This window comes from Spirosoma aerolatum (assembly GCF_002056795.1).
GTDB classification, from domain to species: domain Bacteria; phylum Bacteroidota; class Bacteroidia; order Cytophagales; family Spirosomataceae; genus Spirosoma; species Spirosoma aerolatum.
In genome coordinates this window covers 5,765,035-5,790,070 of record NZ_CP020104.1, presented here as the reverse complement: position 1 = coordinate 5,790,070, position 25,036 = coordinate 5,765,035, and the positions used below count along the sequence as shown (strand labels likewise).

13 protein-coding genes are annotated in these 25,036 nt (G+C 50.0%); 10 read left to right on the top strand and 3 right to left on the bottom strand.

All coding sequences use genetic code 11. From position 1 onward, the window contains the following. Positions 1-61: 61 nt before the first annotated feature. The gene (locus B5M13_RS23935; RefSeq protein ID WP_080058064.1) at positions 62-1,075 is read right to left on the bottom strand and encodes a LacI family DNA-binding transcriptional regulator; all 1,014 of its coding nucleotides are present in this window, start codon (positions 1,073-1,075) and stop codon (positions 62-64) included. Between the two features lie 357 nt (positions 1,076-1,432). On the opposite strand from B5M13_RS23935, the gene B5M13_RS23930 reads away from it, so the two are divergent. The 9 genes from B5M13_RS23930 to B5M13_RS23890 all read left to right on the top strand — a co-directional run bounded on the left by B5M13_RS23930 (position 1,433) and on the right by B5M13_RS23890 (position 18,987). After that, positions 1,433-4,480, top strand: a complete 3,048-nt coding sequence (locus B5M13_RS23930; protein WP_080058063.1) for a SusC/RagA family TonB-linked outer membrane protein — start codon at positions 1,433-1,435, stop codon at positions 4,478-4,480. Positions 4,481-4,585: 105 nt separating this feature from the next. After that, a complete protein-coding gene (locus tag B5M13_RS23925) occupies positions 4,586-6,061 on the top strand; it encodes a RagB/SusD family nutrient uptake outer membrane protein (RefSeq protein WP_080058062.1) in 1,476 nt (491 codons plus the stop codon). A 106-nt stretch (positions 6,062-6,167) separates the two neighbouring features. Continuing rightward, a complete protein-coding gene (locus B5M13_RS23920; protein ID WP_179950459.1) occupies positions 6,168-7,304 on the top strand; it encodes a hypothetical protein in 1,137 nt (378 codons plus the stop codon). 1 nt (position 7,305) lies between these two features. After that, positions 7,306-9,111, top strand: coding sequence for an FAD-dependent oxidoreductase (locus B5M13_RS23915; protein ID WP_080058061.1), 1,806 nt, complete (start codon positions 7,306-7,308; stop codon positions 9,109-9,111). Beyond that, a complete protein-coding gene (locus B5M13_RS23910) occupies positions 9,083-10,084 on the top strand; it encodes an FAD:protein FMN transferase (protein WP_080058060.1) in 1,002 nt (333 codons plus the stop codon). Before B5M13_RS23915 ends, B5M13_RS23910 begins: the two co-directional genes overlap by 29 nt. A 47-nt stretch (positions 10,085-10,131) precedes the next feature. Next, a complete protein-coding gene (locus B5M13_RS23905; protein ID WP_080058059.1) occupies positions 10,132-12,651 on the top strand; it encodes a glycoside hydrolase family protein in 2,520 nt (839 codons plus the stop codon). Between the two features lie 107 nt (positions 12,652-12,758). Further along, entirely contained in the window at positions 12,759-14,483 is a 1,725-nt protein-coding gene (locus tag B5M13_RS23900; RefSeq protein ID WP_080058058.1) for a sodium:solute symporter family protein, read from the top strand. A 186-nt stretch (positions 14,484-14,669) separates the two neighbouring features. After that, positions 14,670-16,718, top strand: coding sequence for a glycoside hydrolase family 2 protein (locus B5M13_RS23895; protein ID WP_080058057.1), 2,049 nt, complete (start codon positions 14,670-14,672; stop codon positions 16,716-16,718). Further along, positions 16,696-18,987, top strand: a complete 2,292-nt coding sequence (locus B5M13_RS23890; RefSeq protein ID WP_080058056.1) for an FAD-dependent oxidoreductase — start codon at positions 16,696-16,698, stop codon at positions 18,985-18,987. Before B5M13_RS23895 ends, B5M13_RS23890 begins: the two co-directional genes overlap by 23 nt. Before the next feature lie 94 nt (positions 18,988-19,081). Here the strand turns inward: B5M13_RS23890 and B5M13_RS23885 are convergent, their stop codons facing one another. Beyond that, positions 19,082-19,732 carry an HAD hydrolase-like protein gene (locus B5M13_RS23885; protein ID WP_080058055.1) on the bottom strand — a complete coding sequence of 217 codons (651 nt, stop codon included), beginning with the start codon at positions 19,730-19,732 and terminating at the stop codon, positions 19,082-19,084. 208 nt (positions 19,733-19,940) lie between these two features. Here B5M13_RS23885 and B5M13_RS23880 point away from each other — a divergent pair, with 208 nt between their 5' ends. Further along, the gene (locus B5M13_RS23880) at positions 19,941-20,906 is read left to right on the top strand and encodes a lipid A deacylase LpxR family protein (RefSeq protein WP_170061182.1); all 966 of its coding nucleotides are present in this window, start codon (positions 19,941-19,943) and stop codon (positions 20,904-20,906) included. Between the two features lie 561 nt (positions 20,907-21,467). On the opposite strand, the gene B5M13_RS23875 is transcribed toward B5M13_RS23880, so the two are convergent. Then, the gene (locus B5M13_RS23875; RefSeq protein ID WP_080058053.1) at positions 21,468-24,890 is read right to left on the bottom strand and encodes a VCBS repeat-containing protein; all 3,423 of its coding nucleotides are present in this window, start codon (positions 24,888-24,890) and stop codon (positions 21,468-21,470) included. Between the last annotated feature and the right edge of the window lie 146 nt (positions 24,891-25,036).

Genomic DNA, 25,036 nt, shown 5'->3' with positions numbered 1-25,036 from the left:
AGGGACTAAAATGTTTTTTAAAAGGTTTATTTATCTGTGTAACAGACGATCTGTGTTTTGCTTAGTTAACAGTCGATCCGCGAACAATCAGGCGGGTAGGAAGGACTATCGTTTCCGATGCCGGGCGTTCATCATCGGCCAGTAATTGTTTGATAAGGAGCTGAGCAGCCTGTTTGCCCAGTTCATCGACTGGTTGGGCAATGGTCGTCAGACCGGGTTCGATCAGTGCCGAAATGGGGTCGTCACTAAAGCCAACAATAGCCAGATCCTGCGGAACCCGAATACCCCGGCGTTTGGCAACGTTCAGGGCCTCAAGGGCGGTCGGGTCATTGATGGTGAACAAGGCATCGGGCGGATTGGGTAAATTCAGCAGGTGATTCACGTAGATATTGGCCTTGTCCAGATTTAGATCGTACGAGATAATCAGTTCCGGGTCGATGGCGATTCCGTTCTGGGTCAGGGCATCACGATAGCCATTTAATCGACTCCGACTGTTGGTAAGCGTGTCCGGGCCCGCCAGATGCGCTATACGTCGTCGACCCGTTTTGATCAGGTGATCGACTGCCTGAAAAGCGCCATTATAATCATCGACCGTCACTTTCGATACGTCCATATCCTCACAAACGCGGTTAAAAAACACGACCGGGATGCCCTTCCGCTGAAATACACGGAAATGGTCGAAGTTGCGGGTTTCTTTGGTGTGCGACACAATCAGCCCATCGACTCGGCTAGCCAGCAGCGCTTTGGCATTCGTCACCTCCGTTTCATACGACTCATTGGAATGGCAGATCACCACGTTATAGCCCGACCGGGCCAGTTCTTCCTGAGCGCCAATAATGACTTTGGGAAAGAAAAAGCTAATGAATTCGGGGACCATGATGCCTATTGTGCTGGTTCGGTTGGTTAAGAGCGAAATAGCCAGTTGATTCCGCTGATAATCTACCTGAGAGGCCATTTCCAGCACGCGTTGGCGTGTCTTTGCATTAACGTTTGGATGCCCCGTCAAGGCTCGTGATACGGTTGATTTTGAAATACCTAATTCGCGGGCAATGTCAATGATGGTTGTCTGATGCATTCGGCAGGTTAGTAGTAAGTGAATTGATAAAATATGATTTATCTAATATTTGTACCAGTGGCTTCTATTGGTATAAGTAAGTAACAACCCAGTTCTACTACAATTATTGGGAACATTCCCAAAAAATTGGGAATGTTCCCAATAAAAAAAGTCAAAAAAATCTTTGTAGAATCATTGTTTGGCGGTAATATCAATCACTGGATAAGAAAATGCTTGTTTTTAAGCCTTTTTCAGCCGTTTTCTCAGCTTAATACATGCCAAGTTATGCGCTAGCCAGTGAAGTCGATAATTTGCTAGATTTTGTATTTTTTTGATTTTAATATTCCCAAACCGAACAGGCAGGAAACTGCTTACCCAATGAAATCTATTCTACTACTACGAACTACGATTGGGCTATTTTGTCTGATAACCTCGCTGGCAGGGTATGCTCAATCGTCCCGCACTGTAAGCGGGCGCGTGACCGATGCATCAAACAATGGGGGGCTCCCCGGCGTCAACGTCCTGGTTAAGGGAACCCAGCAGGGAACAACAACAAACGCTGATGGACAGTATTCCATATCGGTACCGTCGGGCACGGCCACGCTAACTTTCTCGTACATTGGCTTCGTCACCCAAGAGGCAGCCATTGCGAATCGCAGCACAATCAATATCGCCTTGCAGTCGGACGACCGGTCGCTGAATGAAGTGGTTGTGGTGGGCTACGGTACTCAGCGGAAGATCGAAACAACAGGGGCTATTGCCTCGGTAAAGTCGGCTGAACTAGTACAAACTCCCGTTGCCAACGTGGCCCAGGGCTTACAGGCACGCGTCGCCGGGGTACAGGTTAGCCAGAATACGGGTGCTCCGGGTGGAAATATCAGCGTGCGTATTCGGGGAACAAACTCCATCAATGGGAATTCAGAACCTCTGTATGTAGTGGATGGGATTCAGATTTCCAACGGCACTAACAATAGTGGTGAGATTAACAACGTAAGCCCCCTTTCTACCATCAATCCGAATGATATTGAGTCGGTTGAGATCCTGAAAGATGCTTCTGCATCTGCTATTTATGGGTCAAGAGCTGCTAATGGGGTAGTGTTGATTACGACCAAGCGGGGTAAAACAGGCGCTACCCGTGTCACCCTCGATAGCTATTATGGGGTACAGAAGGTAAATAAGACATTGGATCTGCTGAATGCCGCTGAGTTCGCCCAGGTAGAAAACGAGACCTTTAAAAATAACTACTACCCAAATCCAGCTTCGCTGGGTGAAGGAACGGACTGGCAGAAAATCATATTCCGGGAAGCGCCCATTCAAAGCCACCAGTTGTCAATTAATGGTGGTTCGGAAAAAACACAACTGGCGCTTTCGGCAAACTACTTCAATCAGGACGGGATTATTATCAATTCCAATTTCAAACGATATTCTTATCGTCTGAACGTCGATCATCGGATCAGTGACCGGGTGAAGATTGGAACCAGTGTTTTAGGAAGTTATGTCGTCAATTCGGGCGTTACGACTGGTAACCAGTCTATTGGCGATGCAGGTGTGGTAACCGGTAGCGTATTGGGGGCTGCCGTTGGGGCACCACCTACGCTACAACCCTATCGGGCCGATGGCTCTATCTTTCCATTTGGTGAGCAGGCAAATGGCCAGTATCGGGAGGTAATCAACCCGCTGAATTACACGGCTATCCTGAATCAGACGGCTATTCGGCGGACGCTCGCTAATTTGTATGGAGAAGCGAATATCCTGAAAGGGCTTACCTACCGGGCTTCGTTCAACATCGATATGCAGAATAGCCTTCGGGATACGTATTCGCCCCGTTCGATTGTCAACAAATCCGACTTGACGGACAATTCGGGATCTGGCTCCAAAACGAATACCAACAACCTGGCGCTTTTGCACGAAAGTATCCTGACGTATAATCACACCTTCGCACAAATTCATTCGTTCAAGGCTACGGCCGTTTTTGCCACGCAGGTTGAAAACTATAACATGAACCAGATCAATGCGACTGGCTTTCCGAACGATGCCACCCAGAACGAAGCCGTGCAACTGGCGCTGAACCGTACCGTAACCAGCAATCGCACAACCCAACGACTGGATTCATACCTGGGGCGGATCAATTATGGCTATAAAGACAAATATTTCCTGGACCTGACCGCCCGTGTGGATGGATCGAGCCGGTTTGGTGCTAATCATAAATATGGGCTATTCCCAGCGGCATCGGCTGGCTGGCGAATCATCGAAGAGCCATTTGTGAAATCGGTTACCTGGTTGTCCGATTTAAAACTGCGGGCCAGCTACGGTATTACCGGAAATGCTGCGGGTATCGATCCCTACCAGTCGCTGGCAACGGTTTCGGCATCGGGTAGCGATTATAACATCAACCACGCGTATGCCACTGGTATCAACCCGTCGGGTATTGCGAACCCTGATTTGCGTTGGGAGCGTTCGGCCCAGGCAGATATTGGTCTTGATGTAGGCTTCCTGAATAACCGGATTAGCCTCATCATGGACGTGTACCAGAAAACGACTAAAGACTTGCTCTATGTAAAAACATTGCCACTCAGCTCCGGCTATAGCACCATTGTGGGCAACTTTGCTTCTCTCGAAAACAAAGGACTTGAACTGGCCGTCAATGCCCGAATTCTGGATGGTCCGCTGAAGTGGAGCGTTTCGGGAAATATGACGTTCAACCGCAACAAACTGCTGGATCTGGATGGTGGTACAACCCAGGAGCGATTCGTTACCTCCTATTCGGTTCTGCAGGTGGGTAGCCCACTTGGTCTGTTTAAAACCTATGTGTTTGATGGGGTCAACCAAACGGGAGAAGCTATTTTGCCCGGTTATGGGGGTACGTTAGGTAGTCAGAAAGTAAAAGACATCAACGGCGATGGCACCATTTCGGCTGCCGATCAGATTATAACCGGCAATCCAAACCCAAACTTTATTTACGGCTTCTCAACGAACCTGTCCTATAAACACTTTGACTTCAGCGCGTTTTTGTCGGGTTCCCAGGGCAACGATATTTACAACGCCAGCCGTCTTTCGTTTACCCTGCCGTTGGGGCAACGCAATATGCTGAAAGGGGTTGTTAACCGGTGGACGCCAACGAATCCGAGTAATGAATTTCCGGCTCCGGCACAGGGTGGCCGTATGCCGGTCAGCAATTATGTGGTGGAAGATGGCTCGTATCTGCGCTGTAAGAATGTTACACTGGGCTACAGCCTTCCCAAAATCAAAGGGATTCAGCAGATTCGGGTATATGTAAGCGCCAATAACCTATTCACGATCACGAAGTATAGCGGTTTCGATCCTGAGGTAAATACCTATGCAGGATCGAACACAGCCATTGGTATCGACAATCTCGTGTATCCACAGGCGAAATCATTCCTGGGCGGTTTGCAGGTCACATTCTAAAGAGTGAAAGAGCGAATGAGTGAATGAGCGAAAATCGTCAGTCATTCTTCAAATGAAGCAGTTAATCACTCTTTCGCTCTTTCACTCTTTCACTCTTTATAAACCATGAAAAAAATCCTTATCCCTATACTCGCGGCCATTTGCGTAGCAGGCTGCAAACTGGACGAAACCATTTACTCGTCCATCTATACCGAAGCGTTTTACAAAACGGCGGCTGATGCCGAAAAAGGGCTGATTGCCGCCTATGATCCGATTGCTGATATGTATAGTGGTCCGGCAATGACGCTGGTGCCTGATTTCAGTGATGATCAGACCTATCCGCGCGGTGTGGTAGGCCGTAATACGCTGACACTCTTCTCGTATGACGTCAATTATACCGTACAGAAGAGCAATTCCCGGACCAATGAATCTCCCCAGCAAATCTGGGCGTCGAGCTACGATGGTATTGAAAAAGCCAACTGGATTATTGCCAAAGTGCCCGATGCCGTGATGGACGAAACCCGCAAGAAACAGATCATTGGCGAAGCGTATTACCTGCGGGCATTTTACCTGTGGGCATTGACCAAGAATTTTGGTGATGTTGTGATCAAAACAACGCCCAGCTCTTCAGAAGCGGCTGCCATAGTAGGGAAAAGCCCGAAAGCTGAGGTGTACAAACAGATATACAGCGATCTGGATCAGGCCTTTGCAGCCGGATTGCCCTCGTATCCTGCGGTCGATAAAGGTCGTCCATCGAAAGAGGTGGTGAATGCGCTTTACGCCAAAGCCGCTCTGTACAACGAAGATTGGGCGAAAGCGCTCGAAAAAGCCCAGGCAGTCATTGCATCGGGTAAGTATGCATTGATGCCCGATGTGCGTAATGTGTACAAATACGATCAGGAAGATGCCGCCCGGATTGAAAACATGTGGGCTTATGAAGTCGATCCGATCTCGCCCGGTCGTACGCACCAGTTGACAGGGCTTTGTGGCCCTCCCGGTAGCGCAGGCGCTGAGTATGGCCGAACCACCTTCGGATCGATGTTTGCCTATATGTCGTTTTTCAATTCCTTTAACCCGGCCGATAAGCGACGCCAATTGCTCGATACGAACTACGTGGATCGAAGCGGGAAGATTGTACCCCAAAAGAATATTACACCCATCACAACCGACGGCGTGTTGATCAAGAAATATCAGGACCCGAACACGACTACGGGTATGATCTGCAATATCCCTATTTTACGTCTGGCCGATATGTACCTGATCGCTGCCGAAGCTGAAGCGCGGTTGAACGGCGCAACGCCAACCGCATACGGATACATCAACACTGTTCGGAAGCGGGCCGGGTTGCCGGATTTGCAGACGGGGCTGAGTAAAGATGCCTTCGTCGATGCGGTCATTCAGGAGCGTGCCTGGGAGTTCTTTGCCGAAGGTGACCGCTGGTACGACCTGACCCGTACGGGCAAATACCTGACGGTGATTCCGAAAGCTGTGAATAGCGTTTACCCGTCGCGGCCCGTTACGGCTAAGAACAAATATTTCCCGATTCCGCAGGATGAATTAAACGCTAACCTGAAGCTGGAGCAGAATCCAGATTGGAAGTAGCAAGTAGCCATTAGCGTTTGAGCGATTGCCTGGGTGATGAACTTTAATATGAACGATGGACGTCTCGACTGATTATAGGCTGTTAAAGTACCGTAGGTATGGAAGGTTGGTAGCTATTCGATCCTTTGTCGCTCATGCGCTCGTTTTCACCCTTTCGCTCATTCCCTCTTTCGCTCATTCACTTACTACTGAACTCGATTCGGGAAAAATTCGTGAGTTTACGATCCGTGAAAACGACACCACTACGTACACGCTAAAGCTGGCGTTAGATGAGGCTGGACAACCTGCCTATTTCTTCCGAAACGTATTTACGCCGGTTTGCCTGACGGGTGAATGCAAACCAGTCTACATCAATTTTTACTGGGATCTGCTGGGCAATTATACCCGGTATGATTTGCCACCCCGCGAGGTGCTGACGAAGATGGATCATGAGGAGTTTAAGCCAGTCGATTACGAAAAGCTACGGGATATACTCGCCAACCCGAATTCTATTCTCAAGGATGTAGCGATGAATGATCTGATCGGGAAAGGAACAGAAAATCTGGCCGATTCGGTCGATGCCAAAGCGGGGGCTACGTTGAAAACCACTAAAAATGAGGTGATTGAAGGGGCTGTCTATACGTGCTATACACTCTGGCATATTGCTCACGGATCGGTGGTGGCCGAGATTCGACGTATAACGGAGACCTATCAGGACGATGCGTTATTGCACCGATTCCTGGCCAGTACCAATTATCATTACCAGTATTGGGCTATGGAGCAGGTAATTACACCAACGGGCGATATTTATGCAGATTTTAAACCCGATATTCTGAAGGTGATTGAAGGAAAAAACCTGTTTACGGCTCGGTATGCGTTGCAAAAAATATCGGACCGATTCCTGAGTAGCGACACGCAGCAAACCTGGTTGTGGCACACTTACCAAAAAGCCGGGTATCTGCTTCAGATCGCTATTCTGAAAAAGCTGTCTACCATTCCCTTGCGCCCTGTATTGGCTAATTCCGTCGCTCAGCAGTTGCCGAATGCCAATCAGGAGCAGTCGACCATGATGCTTAAGCTGCTGTCGGGACAATCGAAACTCGACGACAAAACGCAACAGGTACTGGCACAACAACTCGATAGCCCAAACGAGGAGTACGCGACCGATGTGTATCGGATGCTGGCCCGGTTCCATCCTAAAAATGAAGCCGTCAGAAAGCGTATGAAAGCGTTCGAATCAACCGTTATGCAAACCAACAAGTAAGATGAAAACAGGTGTCAATATGCTGGTTTTTCTGCTGTTATCGCTGGTGTCGTTAGCGCAGGAGCCTATTTTTCTGGAAACAGAATCGTTCGAAAACAAGGGCGGCTGGGTTATCGATCAACAGTCGTTTGTGGTTCAGGGGTCATCTTACCTGATGGCGCACGGAATGGGTCGGCCGGTAAAGGATGCGACCACCACGGTTCGTTTCCCCAAAAAAGGGAAATACCAGATTTGGGTACGCACCAAAGACTGGGCACCATTTCCGAAAGGGCCGGGTACGTTTCAGGTGAAGCTCGACAACCAGGCGTTACCAATGACGTTTGGCGAAAGTGGGTCCGATGAATGGAAATGGTATTATGGTGGTGAAACAAACGTTCAGAATGAGCAGGTTACGGTAACCTTACACGATCTGACGGGTTTCAATGGCCGTTGCGATGCCATTCTGTTTACGAATGTTCCCAAATTCACTCCTCCCAATAAACTGGCCGATCTGAACGCGTTCCGCAACAAACTCCTCAACCTGACGGGTACTGTCGCCAACGCAGGGCATTTCGATCTGGTAGTTGTGGGTGGTGGGATTGCCGGAACCTGTGCGGCCATTTCAGCAGCCCGGATGGGATTAAAAGTGGCACTGATTCAGGACCGCCCGTTATTAGGCGGCAACAATAGTTCGGAAGTTCGGGTGCACCTAAGGGGCGAAACCGACCAGAACCACTATCCTAAACTGGGCCGTATTGTTCGGGAGATGGACAACGGTGATCCGGGCAATGGTAATCCGAATGGGAATGAATACGGTGATGCTCGAAAAATTGCTATTGTGAAGGCCGAGCGAAACATCACGTTGTTCCTGAACACTCATGTGTACAAAGTCGAAAAAGACAAGGATAAAGTAGTGGCCGTGGTAGGCCGGGATATTGCGACCAACAAAGAAACACGCTTCGAAGGTACCTACTTTGCCGACTGTACGGGCGATGGAACCGTTGGGTATCTGGTGGGGGCTGACCTTCGGTTTGGTCGGGAGAGCAAAGCCGAAACCGGAGAGTCATTAGCGGCCGAAAAGGCGGATGATTTTACGCTGGGCACGTCTAATCTGTGGGCATCGCTGGAACGCGACACCGTTTCTTCTTTTCCCGAAGTGCCCTGGGCGCTGCCGTTTTCGGACGAATACCACATCGACGAAGCCCGCTCCGACTGGCAATGGGAAACCGGTTTCGGGAATTACAACACCATCACCGACGCTGAAAAAATTCGTGATCATAACCTACGGGCCATCTACGGAAACTGGTCGTATCTGAAGACGAACAAAAAAGAAAAATACGGAAAACGCGAACTGGGCTGGGTGGCTTACATCGGTGGCAAACGCGAGTCCCGGCGGTTGATCGGCGACCATATTCTGAACCAGATGGACATTCAGGAGGGTAAACAATACCCCGATGGAACCGTAACTGCTACCTGGACCATCGACCTGCACTTTCCAGATCCGAAGAATAGCAAGTATTTTGAAGGACAGGAGTTTTTTGCCGGAACGAAGCACATCAAAGTGGCACCGTATACCATTCCATACCGTTGTCTGTATTCCCGCAACATTTCGAATCTGTTTATGGCCGGGCGCAACATCAGCACCACGCACGTAGCGTTTGGTAGTACGCGGGTGATGCGCACCTGTGGCATGATGGGCGAAGTGGTTGGGTATGCTTCCTATGTGGCAAAGAAATACAATACATCACCACGGGGGGTGTATCAGGAGCACCTGCCGGAATTTATGGCGATCATTAAAGATGAACCAGCAACGGCGAGTAAACCATAACTGGTACCAGATTCTTTTTGGGCTGACGATGGCGATTGTTCCTTCCAATGCGGATGCACAATCGCCGATGGTCAGTGTGCAGGGAGAAGCGCAGGGTACAACCTACCATGTAAAATACAGAGACCCGCAGCAGCGCAATCTGAAGGAAAAAATCGATTCGTTGCTGTTGGAAATTGATAAATGCCTGTCGCTGTACCGACCCGATTCCGAATTGTCACAATTCAATCGGACTAGTTCGCATCGGTTTCAGCGGCCTTATTTCTATCCGGTATTAAAGAAATCGGAAGCGATATTTCGGGCAACAAAGGGCGCTTTCGACCCAACGGTATTACCACTGGTTGAAGCGTATGGATTTGGCCCTAAAAAGCCAGCGCAGACCGATGTGATCAATGTGGATTCGTTACTGCAATGGGTTGGTTTCGGGCAGATCGTATTTGATTCGCTGTCGGTCCGAAAGCAGAAACCGAATGTACGGTTGGATTTCAACGGGATTGCCCAGGGATATTCGGTCGATTTGGTCACTGGGCTTCTGGAGGATCATGGAATAGAGCACTACATGGTAGAAATAGGTGGTGAAATTCGGGCGAAAGGGCAGAAGGATAAGGCGCAACCCTGGGTAGTAGGGATCGATAATCCAATACATCCTAACCAATTGCAGCTAAAGGTGAAGCTAATGGATCGGGCCATGACTACTGCCGGTAACTACCGAAATCAGTATCAGGCCGATGGCCAGTTGTTTAGCCATATTATCAATCCCAAAACGGGAGAAATGGAGCAAAGCTCAGTCCTTAGCGTAACGGTGTTTGCGGCCGATGCCATCACCGCCGACGGGTACGATACCGCGTTTATGGTGATGGGACTGGAAAACACGAAGCGATTTCTGGAACAGCATAAAGAACTGGATGCCTACATTATTTACGCTGATAACGGGCAGCTAAAAACATTTGCAACCGCTGGATTAACGGACTTATAACCGTTGATCCAAAGCGATCAGGTTAATGACAATAAACAAAGAACATAATGCCGCTTAAAGGTCTTTTTATTTTTCTGACATTAACCGTTCTCCGGGTTCAGGCACAATCGTCCCAGACGTTGTCGCTGGCCAATGATCGGGTAAAAATCGATTGGCAGACGTCTGCGAAAGGATGGACGATCCGAAAGGTATCGATCCGCAAAGCGAATCGCTGGGTTGACATGCCCGCGCCATCCGGCGAAAACACGCTGCTCTATGCCGCCGAAAAACCATCCGATAAGCCGGATACGACTTTCCGGGATATTACGGGAGCGGTTTTCCCGGGTGAGAAATACCATTATCAGCAAGAGCAGTGGGCCGAAAGTACCAATCCGGTTTCCCTGAACAAAGCTGGGCAGGCTTACTTTTTCTTTCCGAAAGAGGCTAAGCAAATCGGTAAAAATAACCTTCAGTTTCGGCAGGAAACGGACGTGGCCACGATTCGTACCGAGTGGTCGTTTGATCCGAAGTTTGGGTCAGATGTGATTGTTAAGCAAACCGTTACGCCGAAGAAAGAAGGGTATTTCTCGCTCGCCAGCCCGACACTAGCCACGTTGACAGAACAAAATCTAGCCTGGGCTACGGTGCCAGGGTATTTTCAGGGCAATGCCTTTCAGAAAAACTTCGCGCTGGCCTACGCCTACGGGCACGGTATTCCGACTTTGCCCGCCATTTATCGTGAGCGTTGCGCCAGTACCCTTTGCCCTATGCTGACGGGTAAAAATGGAATTACCCTCTCGGTGATTCCCGAACCGGGCCTGGCTCGCGACCCCTGGGCGGTTGATAAAATCACCCAGACAACCTGGAACATTGGCCTGTCGCACATGAACCGCAAGGCGCAACTTTCGCCTACGCTGTACTACCCGATTCTGGGTGAACCGAAATCGGCACTAAAAACGGGGGAGAGCGTAACCTACACATTTCGGTATAGCCTGATGGATGGCGACTGGTTCAAAGCGCTGAATCATGCAGTGTACGACATCTATCGGTTCAAAGAAACGTTGGCCTTGCGGCAAAGCAAACAATCGCTGACCGACCGCATTCAGAAAATGCACCATTACCTGACCGATCCCAAAACGTCGATGTGGAATATTGAAGCGTTTGAAGGCAAAAAGATTGGGGCGCAATCGTACCTGGGTGGGGTAGTCGGTTCCAATAAAGACGCTATGAAAAACTCCGACTATGGAGCGATGTGGATGCTGGCCAATGCGACAAAAGACCCATTGCTGACCCAAAACGTTCTACCCTATGCATTGAACTTTAAACTAGCGCAGCAGGAGACGGGAAACAACTTTTTCAAGGGGGCTGTAGAAGGACAATACTATTTAGCCAAGTCCAAAAAGTTTGTGGAGGAGTGGGGCGAGGTGGTCGAACCGATTGCACTAACTTACTACACCATGCTCGATATGGGCAACATGCTCCTGTTTGAACCCACGAATGCCGAGCTAAAGGAACGTCTGCGCTTCGGAGCGGATCGGCTGATCGATTGGCAAAAACCGGATGGGCACTGGGCAGTTGCCTACGACCGGCATACGGAAAAGGAAATCTTTAACGATATTCGGGACCTTCGGCCAACATTCTACGGACTGATCGTAGCGTATCGACTGTTGGATGAGCCGAAATACCTGGCTGCTGCCCGAAAAGGAGCCGACTGGTTTCTGAAAAATGCCATTGAAACAGGTAGCTTTCTGGGCGTTTGTGGTGATGCCCGCTACGCACCTGATTTTGCTACTGGACAGTCGGCTCAGGCCCTGCTGGATTTATACGACCTGACCAAAGACACTCGCTACCGGGATGGAGCCATCAAAGCTGCTAAAATTTATACGACATCGATTTATACACATCCTATTGCCAATCACGCCCTAAAAATCGTCAATGGTGTGCAGCGGGAGGATTGGGAGATCAGCCAGACGGGACTAAGCTTTGAACACGGGGGTATTTTCGGATCGGCCAATCGAGCGGGACCGATTCAGTTATGCAGCCATGCCGGCTTGTTCATTCGGATGTATGGCCTGACAAAAGAGCCCATTTTTGCCGATATGGCGCGGGCTGGAGCTATCGGGCGGGATGCCTTTGTCGATGCTAAAACGAGTGTAGCTTCCTATTACTGGAACGCCATGAATCGGGGCGCGGGGCCTTACCCACACCATGCCTGGTGGCAAGTGGGTTGGCTGACCGATTACCTGCTGGCCGAAGCCGAATTGCGGTCGGGGGGAAAGGTGACATTTCCGCGTGGGTTCGTAACGCCTAAAGTGGGGCCACACCAAACCTATGGCTTTGCTCCGGGAACAGTGAATGGCGAAAAAGCCAATCTGATCATCGACGAAAATCTTGTAGCGATTGACAATCCATCCGTCGATTACATCCTGGCGAAATCCGTGCAAAGCGGTAAACTATTCCTGGTGTTACTCAATAACCGGGCACAAGCCAGCGATTTTACGATGACCGCTAAAGACGGAAAGCCCGTGAAAAAGCAATTACCCGCTTTCGGTATCGACGTGATAACGCTTGAGAATAAGGAATTATAGGTTGGTAAGTACGGAAATGAACGCTGTGTCTTATGGCTTTTGAAAATCATATAGATCATAAAAATCAGCGTTCTATTTTTTAACTGCCTTCATAAACGAATATACTCTTGAATACAACCATCGATACCACCGTCATTGTCATTTTCTCGGCCTTTGTGCTGGGAATCGGTATGCTCTTCGCCCGGACAGGACGGAATCTGAAGTCGTTCTTTGCGGGGGGAGAGGCCGTCCCCTGGTTTATTGGTGGCCTCTCGCTGTTTATGAGTTTCTTCTCAGCCGGTACCTTCGTAGCCTGGGGTTCCATCGCCTACAAACATGGCTGGGTGGCTATTACCATCCAGTGGACCATGTGCATCGGTGCCTTGGTGACAGGTCTGTATCTGGCTCCACGCTGGAAAGCAACGGGGGCCTTGACGGCTGCCGAGTTTATACGCGAACGGTTGGGGGCTACGGTACAGAAAGCCTACATCTTCATCTTCACGCTGGTATCGCTGTTTATCAAAGGCTCGGTATTATATCCGGTTGCCAGGTTGGTCAGTTCATCGCTGAACCTGCCACTGGTACCCTGTACCATCGGGCTGGGGCTGTTCATGATTGCCTATACGGCCGTAGGTGGGCTTTGGGCCGTGATGGTTACCGATATTTTGCAGTTCGTGGTCTTGTCGGCAGCGGTGTTTATTCTGCTCCCCTTATCGCTCGAAAAAGTAGGCGGTTTTGACAGCTTTACTCATCACGTTCCCGACGGCTTTTTCGACTTGTTGAACGGTGAATATACTTTTGGCTTTGTAGCGGCTTTCGTGATCTATCATATCTGCTACATCGGTGGCAACTGGACCTTTGTGCAGCGATACACGAGCGTCGATAGCCCAAAATCGGCCCGGAAGGTGGCGTTTCTGTTTGCTGGGTTGTACCTCATCAGCCCGGTCATCTGGATGATGCCCCCCATGATTTATAAGGCCATCAATCCATCGCTGACGGGCCTGGATACCGAAAATGCCTACCTCATGATCTGCAAGCTCGTGCTGCCGCCGGGTCTGCTGGGCCTGATGCTGACAGGTATGTATTTTTCGACCTCAGCCAGTGCCAATACGGCTCTGAACGTGGTATCGGCGGTGTTTACCAACGACATCTACAAAGGCATCGTGAATCCGGCGGCATCGGACCGGCAACTGATTCGAGTGGCACGGGGTTCGTCGTGGGTGTTTGGTCTGGGTATGATCGGTATTGCCCTACTGGTTCCGGCTGCGGGGGGTATTGTTGAAGTGGTGCTGAGCATCTCGTCTATTTCGGGTGGGCCGCTGCTGGCACCACCGCTCTGGGCGCTGTTCTCAAAGCGGCTAACCAGCCGGACAACGCTCTGGGTTACGGGTATTAGCCTGACCGTCAATCTGTTTTTTAAAGTGCTGTCGCCCTTATTGCTTGATTTTAAACTTACCCGTGCGGCTGAAACCATCATCGGCGTAGGCTTGCCATTGCTGCTGCTGCTGGGCTATGAATTATGGGCGCGGTCGAAGGATCAGATTGCCGACGAATACAACCGATACCTGATTGCCCGACAGCAAAAACGCGACGACGCAAAGGCCGAATCAACCGAAGAACGTCTGGAAGTTCGGAAACAAAATCGCTTTGGCTTACAGGTTATTGCCGGGGCGCTGGTATTTACTGCCCTGATGCTGTTTGGGCTGAGTGCGCTGGCGACGATGGGCGGTAGCATTACGGCGGGTATTGGCGTAGTTATTCTGTTCGCTGCCCTCATTCCCTGGCGAGCGGCTCAACAGGTACAATTATCGGATGAGGAGTCAACTAAGAAACTCGTCGATTCGAATAACTGATAAATGGGGTAATTGACCATTTTTTGTCATTCCGAGGAACGAGGAATCTTCGGTGATTGCCAAACATATCCTTATCCGAAGATTCCTCGTTCCTCGGAATGACAAAAATGACACCGAAATAAAAGTTCAAATAGGTTCTTTAACTATACACTAAAGCATATCGGATCGACGAACTGCTTTTGCCTCATGACTTACCTACGAAACATTCTGATTACCTTATTCATTGGCGGATTGATTCCTTTTGCCAATGCTCAGTACACCATTCGTGACCCCAAAGCGATTCCGTTACATGGTGAATGGTCCTTCTGTATGGACCCGATGGCCGTAGGCGAAACCAACAAATGGTATCGGGAAGATTTTCCAACGGGCAACCTGGACAAAGTGACCGTACCGCACTGTTTCTCGACCGATCCGCGCTATCAGTTTTATACCGGAGCCGTCTGGTATCGCCGGACTTTTCCGTGGAAACCCGCATCGGGTAAACGCGTATTGCTCCATTTCGATGCGTCCTATTATGAAACGACAGTTTGGGTGAATGGACAGAAAGTGGGCACACACGAAGGCGGTTATACCCCCTTTCATTTTGACATTACTCCATACCTGAAAGCCGACAACAATACACTGGCGGTATCAGTCAATAACAATACGTGGCGGATAGGTACGATACCCGGTGCAAAGGACAATGGACAGCCTAACGACCCATTCCCAGGCTGGATCAACTACGGCGGTCTTATTCGGCCAGTATACCTGACTGTAGAGCCGGAGGTATATGTCGAAAACCTGAAAACGGACGCCGTTCCCGACCTGGCAAAAAACACGGCTACCCTGAAAATTAAAACCCGTGTTCGTAATTCAACGGCACAGGCCGTAACGCCCAAACTGGCCTTTCGGGTAATGCAGAATGGGAAAGCGATTCCGCTAACCTGGAAGCAGACGGCGGGTACTGTTGGAGCCAATCAAACCGCCATTCTGGAAGCTGAGACGGCCTTGAAATCAGCCGATGTAAAGCTTTGGAGCATCGACCAGCCCAATTTGTATGAGGTACAGGTGATTGCGGCTACGGATACCGTTCAGACCCACATTGGCATTCGGAAAGTGGAGGTGCGGAATGCGCAACTGCTGCTTAACGGTCAGCCCATCAAAGTCGCTGGAGGGAACCGCGTGGTCGATTATCCGGGATTGGGTTCGCTGGAGCCCGATTGGCTGGTGGAGAAAGATATGCGGCTGATGAAAGAAACGGGTATGGAACTCCATCGGCTGACCCATTACACGCCTTCCGAAACCGTTTACGACTGGGCCGACCGAAATGGCATGCTCATCATTGCCGAAGCTGGGAACTGGCAGTTGACACCCCGGGAAATGGACAACGATACCATTCGGGCGAAGTTTCGGCAGCAGTTTCGCGAGATGGCCGAACGCGACTGGAACCACCCGTCGGTGATTGCCTATAGTGTGGGGAATGAATATCTGTCGGAGCAACCCGCTGGTCAGCGGTGGACCAAAGACATGATTGCCTATGCCCGTGAGCTTGATCCTACCCGGTTGTATACGTTTGCGTCGATGCGGCTGAACACACTGCCCAAAAAGCCCGAAGATGAGGCCAGTCAGTACTGCGATTTTGTATCGACCAACACCTATGGCAATCACCTGAATGTGCTGAAACATATTCACTCGCTTTACCCGGATAAACCCATTTTTATCAGCGAATATGGCACCCGCGCCGATGGGAAAGATGGCGAAGTCGGGCAGGTGGCGCATATCGAAAAATTTCTGGCCGATGTGCGGCAACTACCGTATGTGGTGGGCGCATCGTGGTGGTCGTTCAATGATTACCTGAGTCGGCACAACGGGACCAATCCCGACGGTACGCGTCCCTGGGGGCTGGTGCGCGGTGATCGCTCAAAACGACCCTTATACAAAGCACATCAGACAGGTATGGCTCCGGCCATACTCGAAAAAATAAGCTGGGAACCGGGGCCTGAAGGTGTTCACACCCTGAAACTTCGGGTGACGGCTCGCAACGATTTTCCGTCTTATGCGCTGAAGAACTATGGTATTAAAACCCCTGTACTGACTATTCCTATTCCCGACCTGCAACCCGGTCAGCAAGCCGATCTAAAGATCCCGGTGCGGGGCTTCGACAAAACGTTAACCGTGGACATTGTTAAACCCACGGGCTTTTCAATTCTCACACAAACCTTCGATTTAAAAAATGATACGCGAACAGGCAACTGATAAACGTACCCCTAAAACGATTCACCATAGTGCTGATCTGGTTGTGACGGGCGGTGGATTAGCGGGTGTATGCTGCTCCATTACAGCGGCCCGGGCGGGTATCCGCGTAATTCTGGTTCAGGATCGGCCCGTACTGGGAGGGAATTCGTCGTCGGAAGTGCGGCTTTGGGTACTGGGGGCCACCTCACACATGGGTAATAACAATCGCTGGGCGCGCGAAGGTGGGGTGATCGACGAATTGCTGCTCGAAAATCTATATCGCAATCCCGAAGGCAATCCGCTCATTTTCGATACCATTCTACTGGAAAAAGTGGTGTCGGAGCCGAACATTACGCTGCTATTGAATACGGTGGTGTACGAGGTTGAAAAATTGGCCCCCGATACGATCAGTAGCCTGAAAGCCTATTGCAGTCAGAACAGTACGGCCTATGAACTGGTAGCCCCTTTGTTTTGCGATGCATCGGGCGATGGTGTGGTTGGGTTTCAGGCAGGAGCCGCTTTTCGAATGGGTGCTGAGAGCCAGGAAGAATTTGGTGAAAAATTTGCACCCACGGCCGAATATGGCGAGCTGCTGGGTCATTCGCTTTACTTCTATACCAAAGATACGGGTCGGCCGGTGCGGTTCGTACCACCTTCCTATGCGTTGGACGATATTACCAAAATTCCGAGGTATCGACGGTTCAATGCCCAGGAATACGGTTGTCAGCTCTGGTGGATCGAATACGGTGGTCGACTCGACACCGTTCACGATACCGAAACCATCAAATGGGAGCTGTGGAAGGTGGTTTATGGCGTTTGGAACTACATCAAAAACTCCGGCAAATTCCCCGAAGCTGACACCATGACGCTTGAATGGGTTGGCCAGATACCCGGCAAACGCGAAAGCCGCCGATTCGAGGGCGACTATATGCTTCGGCAGCAGGACGTCGTGGAGCAACGGTCGCATCCCGATGCCGTGGCGTTTGGGGGCTGGAGTATCGACCTGCATCCTGCCGATGGGGTTTTCTCCGAAAAACCGGGCTGCAATCAGTGGCACAGCAAAGGCATTTACTCGATTCCTTATCGGTGCCTGTACAGTCAGAATATCAGCAATCTATTTCTGGCCGGGCGTATTATCAGTGCGTCGCACGTGGCTTTCGGTTCATCGCGGGTGATGGCTACGGGGGCACATGTTGCCCAGGCGGTAGGAATGGCGGCTGCACTCTGTACGAGCGATCACCTGCTCCCCCGCGATCTGACAGCCCCTGCCCGCATGCAGACATTACAGCAGCAATTATTGAAAACGGGCCAGCATATACCCGGTCTGCATCTGCGCGATAGCCAGGATTTAGCGCAACAGGCACAACTGTCGGTATCCAGTGAGTTTGTCCTAAATGAATTGCCACCCAATGGCCCGTTGATGCCGTTAACGGATTCAGCAGCGCAGATGCTACCGCTTCCGGTCGGGCCTATTCCGAAACTGACAGCGTTTGTAACGGCAGATCGCGACACCACCTTAATCGTTGAATTGCGACGCAGCAGCAAACCGTTTAACCACACCCCCGATATAACCCTCGAAACCCAGACGCTGGCGTTACGAAAAGGTCGGCAGGAAGTACAATTGTCATTTACCAGTCAGCTCGATGAGCCACAGTATGTGTTCGTTATGTTCCTGAAAAACCCCCATGTTCAGTTGCAGTACAGTGAGGTACGGTTAACGGGCGTGCTTTCGGTATTTAACAAGACCAATCCGGCCGTATCGAACTATGGCAAGCAGGAGCCTACGGAAAATATCGGCGTCGATACATTCGAATTCTGGTGCCCTCAACGCCGACCAGCCGGGCAAAATATTGCGCTACGGATTGAGCCGGGTATTCGGTTGTTTGGGGCTGAAAATGTGCGAAACGGTCTTCAACGCCCCCTTAGTCAGCCCAATGCCTGGGTTGCGGATTTGACTGATCCGAATCCAACACTTGCCCTGAATTGGCCCGAAACGAAACGGATTCAGCAGGTCGAGTTATTTTTTGATTCCGACTATGACCATCCGCTCGAAACGGTAATTATGATTCACCCGGAAACGGCTTCGCCTTTTTGTGTGAGCGAGTATGTGCTCTGCAACGATCAGCAGGAGCGCATTTCCACGGTCACGAACAACCACCAGAGTCGTAATACCATTCGCTTCGATCCCCCCATCGACACAACCAGCCTGACTATCCATTTGAAACGAGTAACTGGTAATAAGGAGACCAAAACCGTTCCGGCTGCGTTGATGGAAGTTCGGTGCTATTAGGGTTGAACCGCCAGGACGCGAAGACGCAAAGAAGTAACGTTTCCTTGCGTCTTCGCGTCTTCGCGTCCTGGCGGTTTTTTTAAAGGTACTATGCTTAATGAGGAGTCGGGTGTTTGCCGCACACAGCGCGGAGAATATCATCCACTGTGGTAAACAGGTCAATACCCGAGTAAGTGCTAAAAATATCGCTTCGGGTAAACCCCCAGGCTACAGCGCCAAATGCCATGTGTTCCTTGTGGGCTGCTTCCAGGTCCCGAACTTCGTCTCCTACACAAAGTATGTCCTGGGGCGAAATGCCACTTTTAGCTGCCACTTTCCTGAATTGACTGGATTTGCCAAAAATAGCGGTGCCACACCGGTAATAACGGATCAACGATGCGCTTTCTGGCCCGAGTACGCGACGGATATTTTCCTCCGAGTTGGAACTGACAATAGCTAATTGAACGCCCTGGCTGGCAAGCTGCTTGAGCAAATCAGTAATCCCATCGAACAGTTGAATTTGATGGATGTTATCGCCCATCAATCGAATAAACGTGCGGGCCACAAATGGCATTTTCCAGGCTGGCATACCAACGTGTTTCATCATCTGGCGCACGTTAAGTCCTCGTATCTCATCAACCTCTTTAAGGTCAATCCGCTTAAACTGATAGATGTCGGCCAGGGTATTGAACGCCTGTCGAAAGAACGGGAATGAATCGGCCAGTGTGCCGTCGAAATCGAAAATGACTAATTTGAAGTTTGCCATGCGTACACAGACCGAACAGAGTAGCTGAACGGTGCTTTACCGATTTGCCCGCTTAAATTAGTCCAGAAAAATGGCTCATACAAAAGGATGGTAAAGGCACGGACCGTCTTCCATACAATTTGGAGAAGCGGTTCTGATGTTGGGTACAAGTAGGAAACCGGAATCTGGTTATTTACTCAATTACTTGCTCTTCGTGATGATTGACCGGATGGCCCGACAGCTACGACTTTTTTTTCTGATCTTTTGTGCGGGCACATGTTTTGGTCAGCAGCATCCATATGAGTTGAACGTTTCGTCCGAAAATGACAACTATTGCTTGAATCTGCATGATGGATACTACACCAATGGCTTGTTTGTCACGCTGAATTACGCACCCGTCGGCCTCAATAACCGCATCCGTGAAACGAGCCGACTCTCGAAAATAGTCGGTCAGTATCAGGCAGGGCAGATGATCTTTACGCCAGAGTTTGTGACACCGAAAACTACGAAAGATTTGATGGATCGTCCGTTTGCCGGGTACTTGTATGCGCAGAAAGGGTTAACGTTTTTTTATAAAAAAGGACATGTCCTGAAAACGTCTGTCTCAGTAGGTACGATTGGGGAAAATTCGCTGGCAGAACAAACCCAGATTTTTATCCACAAAACGTTTGATCTGCTTCATCCCAAAGGCTGGAACTATCAGATTCACAATGAAGTTGGCGTTAATCTGCAGGGGCAATACTGGCATGAGTTACTGCCCGCTTGCTGGCGTAAATCCCGATTCGATCTGCATAGTCTATCACAGCTAACGGTTGGCAATACCTTTACCAACGCATCGGCTGGACTACTGTTTCGGGCCGGTCGATTTACCCAACCCGATCAGTCATCATGGTTCAATGCCCGTGTTGGTCGGGAGGCATCGCATACATCTACGGAATTTTATATGTTTGTGCAGCCTGCTTTTCAATACCAGTTGTATAATGCAACCGTACAGGGAGGGTATTTTACCAACGATGCCGGTGCCATTTTATCACCGCTTCGGCATTGGGGCTATCGGTACGACATTGGCCTTTTGTTTTCGCCCCCTCGCTGGACGTTTCAGATTATGTATACCTATAAACAGCGGGAAGCGGCAACCATGCGGCACAATGAGCAATTCGGTGGTCTGACAATGGCGTACCGATTCGGAAAATAATAGCGTAAGATAAATCTACTTCACGCTAATACGCTATTGATTTGATTTTATAGAAGCTGAAGCTGTTTGAATTTTTTAGAAACAATTATAAATGAGCGTTTTTGTCATGCTGACGAAGGAAGCATCTTCGGTAGCTACAACAATGCTTCTACCGAAGATGCTTCCTTCGTCAGCATGACAAAAAGGTTACTGTTTTGGCTCAATTCATAAACGCTTAAACAGCTTCCCTGTTTTGATTGAGTCAATTTTCAGCATTTTGTCCAGTTAGAGTGAGGGCAGATTGAAGCACCTGCCACCACCAACTCAAAACAGCTTCTTAAGCAGTTGCACCCGCTATGAATTAGAAGCATAAAAAAGCAGGCCCTAATAAGAGCCTGCTTTCTGGTTTCAAACCTAACCTAAACAAAACATACAACCTGTTCAGACCAGCGGGATACTTGGGTAGCCCGGCACGATTATGCGGAGTAATACGTGCGCCATTGCTACTGTAAACTTAGCCCCGCAGAGGGGAATAGAGCGGGTAGCAACTGGTCAAAAAACGGGCGTAAAATGGTCGAGGTTCTATTTTTTTGATTTTGCAGTTACTTGATAGGCTCGCACCGCCTGCTGATTGATCCCAAATAACAGCTTGTTGCCGATTGATAGTACGGATCGCACATCACCTGTCAGTTGAAAGCCAGATTGAGCCTGTGGAACAGCCTGGAAATTTCCTTTCCCATCGCCTTTCAGCAACAAACCATAATTGGCATCGGCTCGACCGAAACGCAGACGAACCTGTGACGTATTGCCACAGAGCAACAAATCTTTATGGCCATCCTGATTGTAATCGAGTGGTGTGATCGTAAAAACAGGCGAAATCTGAGCAGCTATAGGCAACGGCTTTTCAGTCAGTTTCCCACTGGAAGTGCTTATAAAACAGCTTGTTTTTAGCTCATTGGCCGTCAATTTAGCGGCATCATCCAGTTCTTCTTTTTTGAATACATCGTTTAGCGTGGCATTAGAATAACTGTCGTAATTAGTGAACCGGAATCGAAGCATGCCTAGCTGGTCGAGCAATTCGTCGCGGGTGGCGTGGGGGTAGCTTTTACCCTGCACATACAGGCACAAAATCGGGTCGATTTTGCCGTTTTTGTCGAAGTCCTTGTAAATAAGTTCGGCGGGCTCGGTATCACTGGCGCGGCATTGGGTATTTAGCCCCTGATTGCCGACCACCAGATCGGCCTTGCCATCACCGTTCAGGTCATCGACCAGCAATTTGTTCCACCAGCCCCGGTATTCTTTGTCGAAGTAGGTTTTGGTCTGATCGGTGAACTGATTACCGCTCTGACTCAGTACCGTTATGGGCAACCATTCGCCCACAAGTACCAGTTCGGCTTTTCGGTCGGCATTCAGATCGACCCAGGCTGCATCGGTAACCATTCCAATCTGCGCGAGTGTAGGAGCCAGTTGGGCTGTCTGGTCCGTAAAATGACCTTTGCCATCGTTGATGAGCAGGTAACTTTGGGGCGCTTCAGGGTAACGACCCGGTACAACCCGACCACCTACAAACAAATCAGGTTTGCTATCGCCATTGATGTCAGTGGCTCGCACACAGCTTTTGCTGCTGAGCATGGCGGGAAGAGCGTTCGGACTTTTGGTGAAATTCCCCTTGCCGTCGTTCAGATAGAGTCGATCCTGTAGGCGGGGATCGCCGGGTAGTACATCGCCATATCCACCCCGGCACACATATAGGTCGGCATGGCCATCGGCATTGGCATCGAAGAAAAGGGCGTCGGTATCCATCCCCCCTTTATCGGCCATAAAAGCAGGTTGTGCAGCCTGCCGGAATCGATTACCTGGTTGCTGAGTAAACAAAGCTCCGGCCTGATCGCCACTACCGCCAATGAACACATCCTCTAAACCATCGCCATTGACATCGGCTTTGGTTAGACAAGGGCCATTGAACGACTGCGCGTTGACCAGCAAAATCTGTCGTTTGAAATCATTGGTTCGGTTGATGGGGTCTGTAAACGGAATCGGTGAAGCGATTTCCTGAAAGAGTGGGGGAGCAGGTGGAGTAACGGGTAAAGGAGTCCCAGCTTCTTTTTCCTGAATAGTCAGAATCTGATCGGCTTTTACCCCTTTGAGTACCTGACTTTTACCCATTGGCCAGACAATCTGGACGGAGTCGATAGTGGCATTGGTTCCTAAGCCCACATGCAGTCGGGGCGACATGCTGGACTGGTAGCCGCGTATGGGCATCTGTTCCACATATTGTTGACGACCAGCCTGGTAAACAGTTACTTTGGCCCCAATCCCCTGTGTATTGGCTCCTGCACCGACCAATTTTGCCGACAGATAATGGTGTTTTCGTTCGGCGTTGGCTTCGTTCTGGAAAATAAAGGCGGGCTGATTGGTATTGTTGACGATTAGATCCAGGTCACCATCGTTATCAAGGTCGGCATAGGCGGCTCCGGTGCTGTTGGATGTTTGGGTAAGGCCCCAGGCGGCTCCGACATTCGCAAAGGTTACCTCGCCCGATGGATCTCCACCCCGGTTGCGAAACATGTAGTTCGAGACATTCGACGACGGAATTTTGTGGACTAGTTCCAGCACATCTTCACGACTGAAATTGGCCGGGCGATTGCGCATGTAATCCGTCATAAATTTCAGAAAGTCCTGATTTGTATAGTCGCGTACATAGCCATTGGTCACGTATAGGTCTTTCCAGCCATCGTTGTCGTAATCGGCCAGTAGGGGCGACCAGCTCCAGTCCGTATTCGAAATACCCGCCAGTTGACCAGTTTCGGCGAAAAGTGGTGTAGCGCTTGGTGCAATGTGCGAAGAGTTCGAGTTTTTTTTCTCACTTCCTGCCCCCTGCTCCCTGCCCAGGTTCAATTGCAGCATATTCCGCATATGCTGGTAGTAAAAACCCGAGGATACCGCGAGATCGAATTTTTCGTAGTTGTCGGGGGCCATCAACAGTTTCTGCCTACGGTTATCTTCCGGCAACATATCAAGGGTTAGAATGTCGGGCAGGGCGTCGTTGTTTACGTCGGCCACATCGTTGCCCATCGAGAAGTGGGAGGTATGCCGGATGCTGCGGCTAAGTTGGTTCGTAAATGTTCCGTCGTGGTTGTTGAGGTACAGGTAATCGGGAATAGTATAGTCGTTGGAGATGTAGAGATCGGGCCAGCCGTCGCCATTTAGGTCTGAAACACCCAGCCCCAGTCCATAACTTAGAACAGAACTGCTCAGGCCTGATTTTTCGGTAACGTCTTCAAAATGATTGCCCGTATTTTGCAGCAAACGAACACCAATTTCGGGATTGCTTTGCTTGAGAAGTGCCGCTGTAGGGCCAGGGTCAAGCACGGGTAGCAGACGCGGGTTATGGTTCAGCAGAAACAAGTCCAGATCACCATCGCGGTCGTAATCGAAGAAGGTGCCCTGTGTAGTCTGGCCAGGTCGGTCCAGGCCCCACTGTGTAGTCTGTTCTGAAAAATGCGGAATTCCCTGTGCATCGGCCCCCTCATTAATGAATAACTGCGGGATTCGTTTTTGGGGAGGTAAACTGCCTGAATAGCAGATGAATAAGTCGAGTCGCCCATCGCCGTTAACATCGGCCATCGACACGCCCGTCCGCCAGGGCCCTTCGCGTCCGGCTACTCCGGCGGCAGTCGTCACATCCGTGAACTTCATCTGCCCTTTATTCAGATACAACTGATTGGGAACCATATTGCCGCTGAAATAAATATCGTCCAGACCATCGCCATTCAGGTCGCCCACGGCTACACCGCCCCCATTGTAGAAGTACTCGTACATCAATACATTGGTGTTGAGCCCTTCGGTCAGGTTGTTGGCGAATGTAACCCCGGTTTGCTCAGGCGTTAAGGAGGTAAATAGCGGTGTTCCATCGGTCTCAGCAGTATTGGATGAATCCGAATGTTTACAACTCGTCAGGCAAATGATTCCTAGCAGGAGCCCTAAAGAAATAGCGGTTTTCACGTAATGTAGGCGTTAAATGAATCATTGATTGTCATAGATAGTCATTTTTGGACATTACGCTGTAACCTGTTCGACAAATGGCTATCTATGACAATTAATGAGTATTGATACTAAAAATTAACGAAAAATGCCAGCACTCGTAAGCG

Coding starts and splice junctions, on each gene's coding strand:
- B5M13_RS23890 (WP_080058056.1), top strand. CDS start 16,696: ATGATACGCGAACAGGCAACTGATAAACGTACCCCTAAAACGATTCAC.
- B5M13_RS23905 (WP_080058059.1), top strand. CDS start 10,132: ATGCCGCTTAAAGGTCTTTTTATTTTTCTGACATTAACCGTTCTCCGG.
- B5M13_RS23880 (WP_170061182.1), top strand. CDS start 19,941: ATGGCCCGACAGCTACGACTTTTTTTTCTGATCTTTTGTGCGGGCACA.
- B5M13_RS23910 (WP_080058060.1), top strand. CDS start 9,083: ATGAACCAGCAACGGCGAGTAAACCATAACTGGTACCAGATTCTTTTT.
- B5M13_RS23930 (WP_080058063.1), top strand. CDS start 1,433: ATGAAATCTATTCTACTACTACGAACTACGATTGGGCTATTTTGTCTG.
- B5M13_RS23885 (WP_080058055.1), bottom strand. CDS start 19,732: ATGGCAAACTTCAAATTAGTCATTTTCGATTTCGACGGCACACTGGCC.
- B5M13_RS23925 (WP_080058062.1), top strand. CDS start 4,586: ATGAAAAAAATCCTTATCCCTATACTCGCGGCCATTTGCGTAGCAGGC.
- B5M13_RS23935 (WP_080058064.1), bottom strand. CDS start 1,075: ATGCATCAGACAACCATCATTGACATTGCCCGCGAATTAGGTATTTCA.
- B5M13_RS23895 (WP_080058057.1), top strand. CDS start 14,670: ATGACTTACCTACGAAACATTCTGATTACCTTATTCATTGGCGGATTG.
- B5M13_RS23915 (WP_080058061.1), top strand. CDS start 7,306: ATGAAAACAGGTGTCAATATGCTGGTTTTTCTGCTGTTATCGCTGGTG.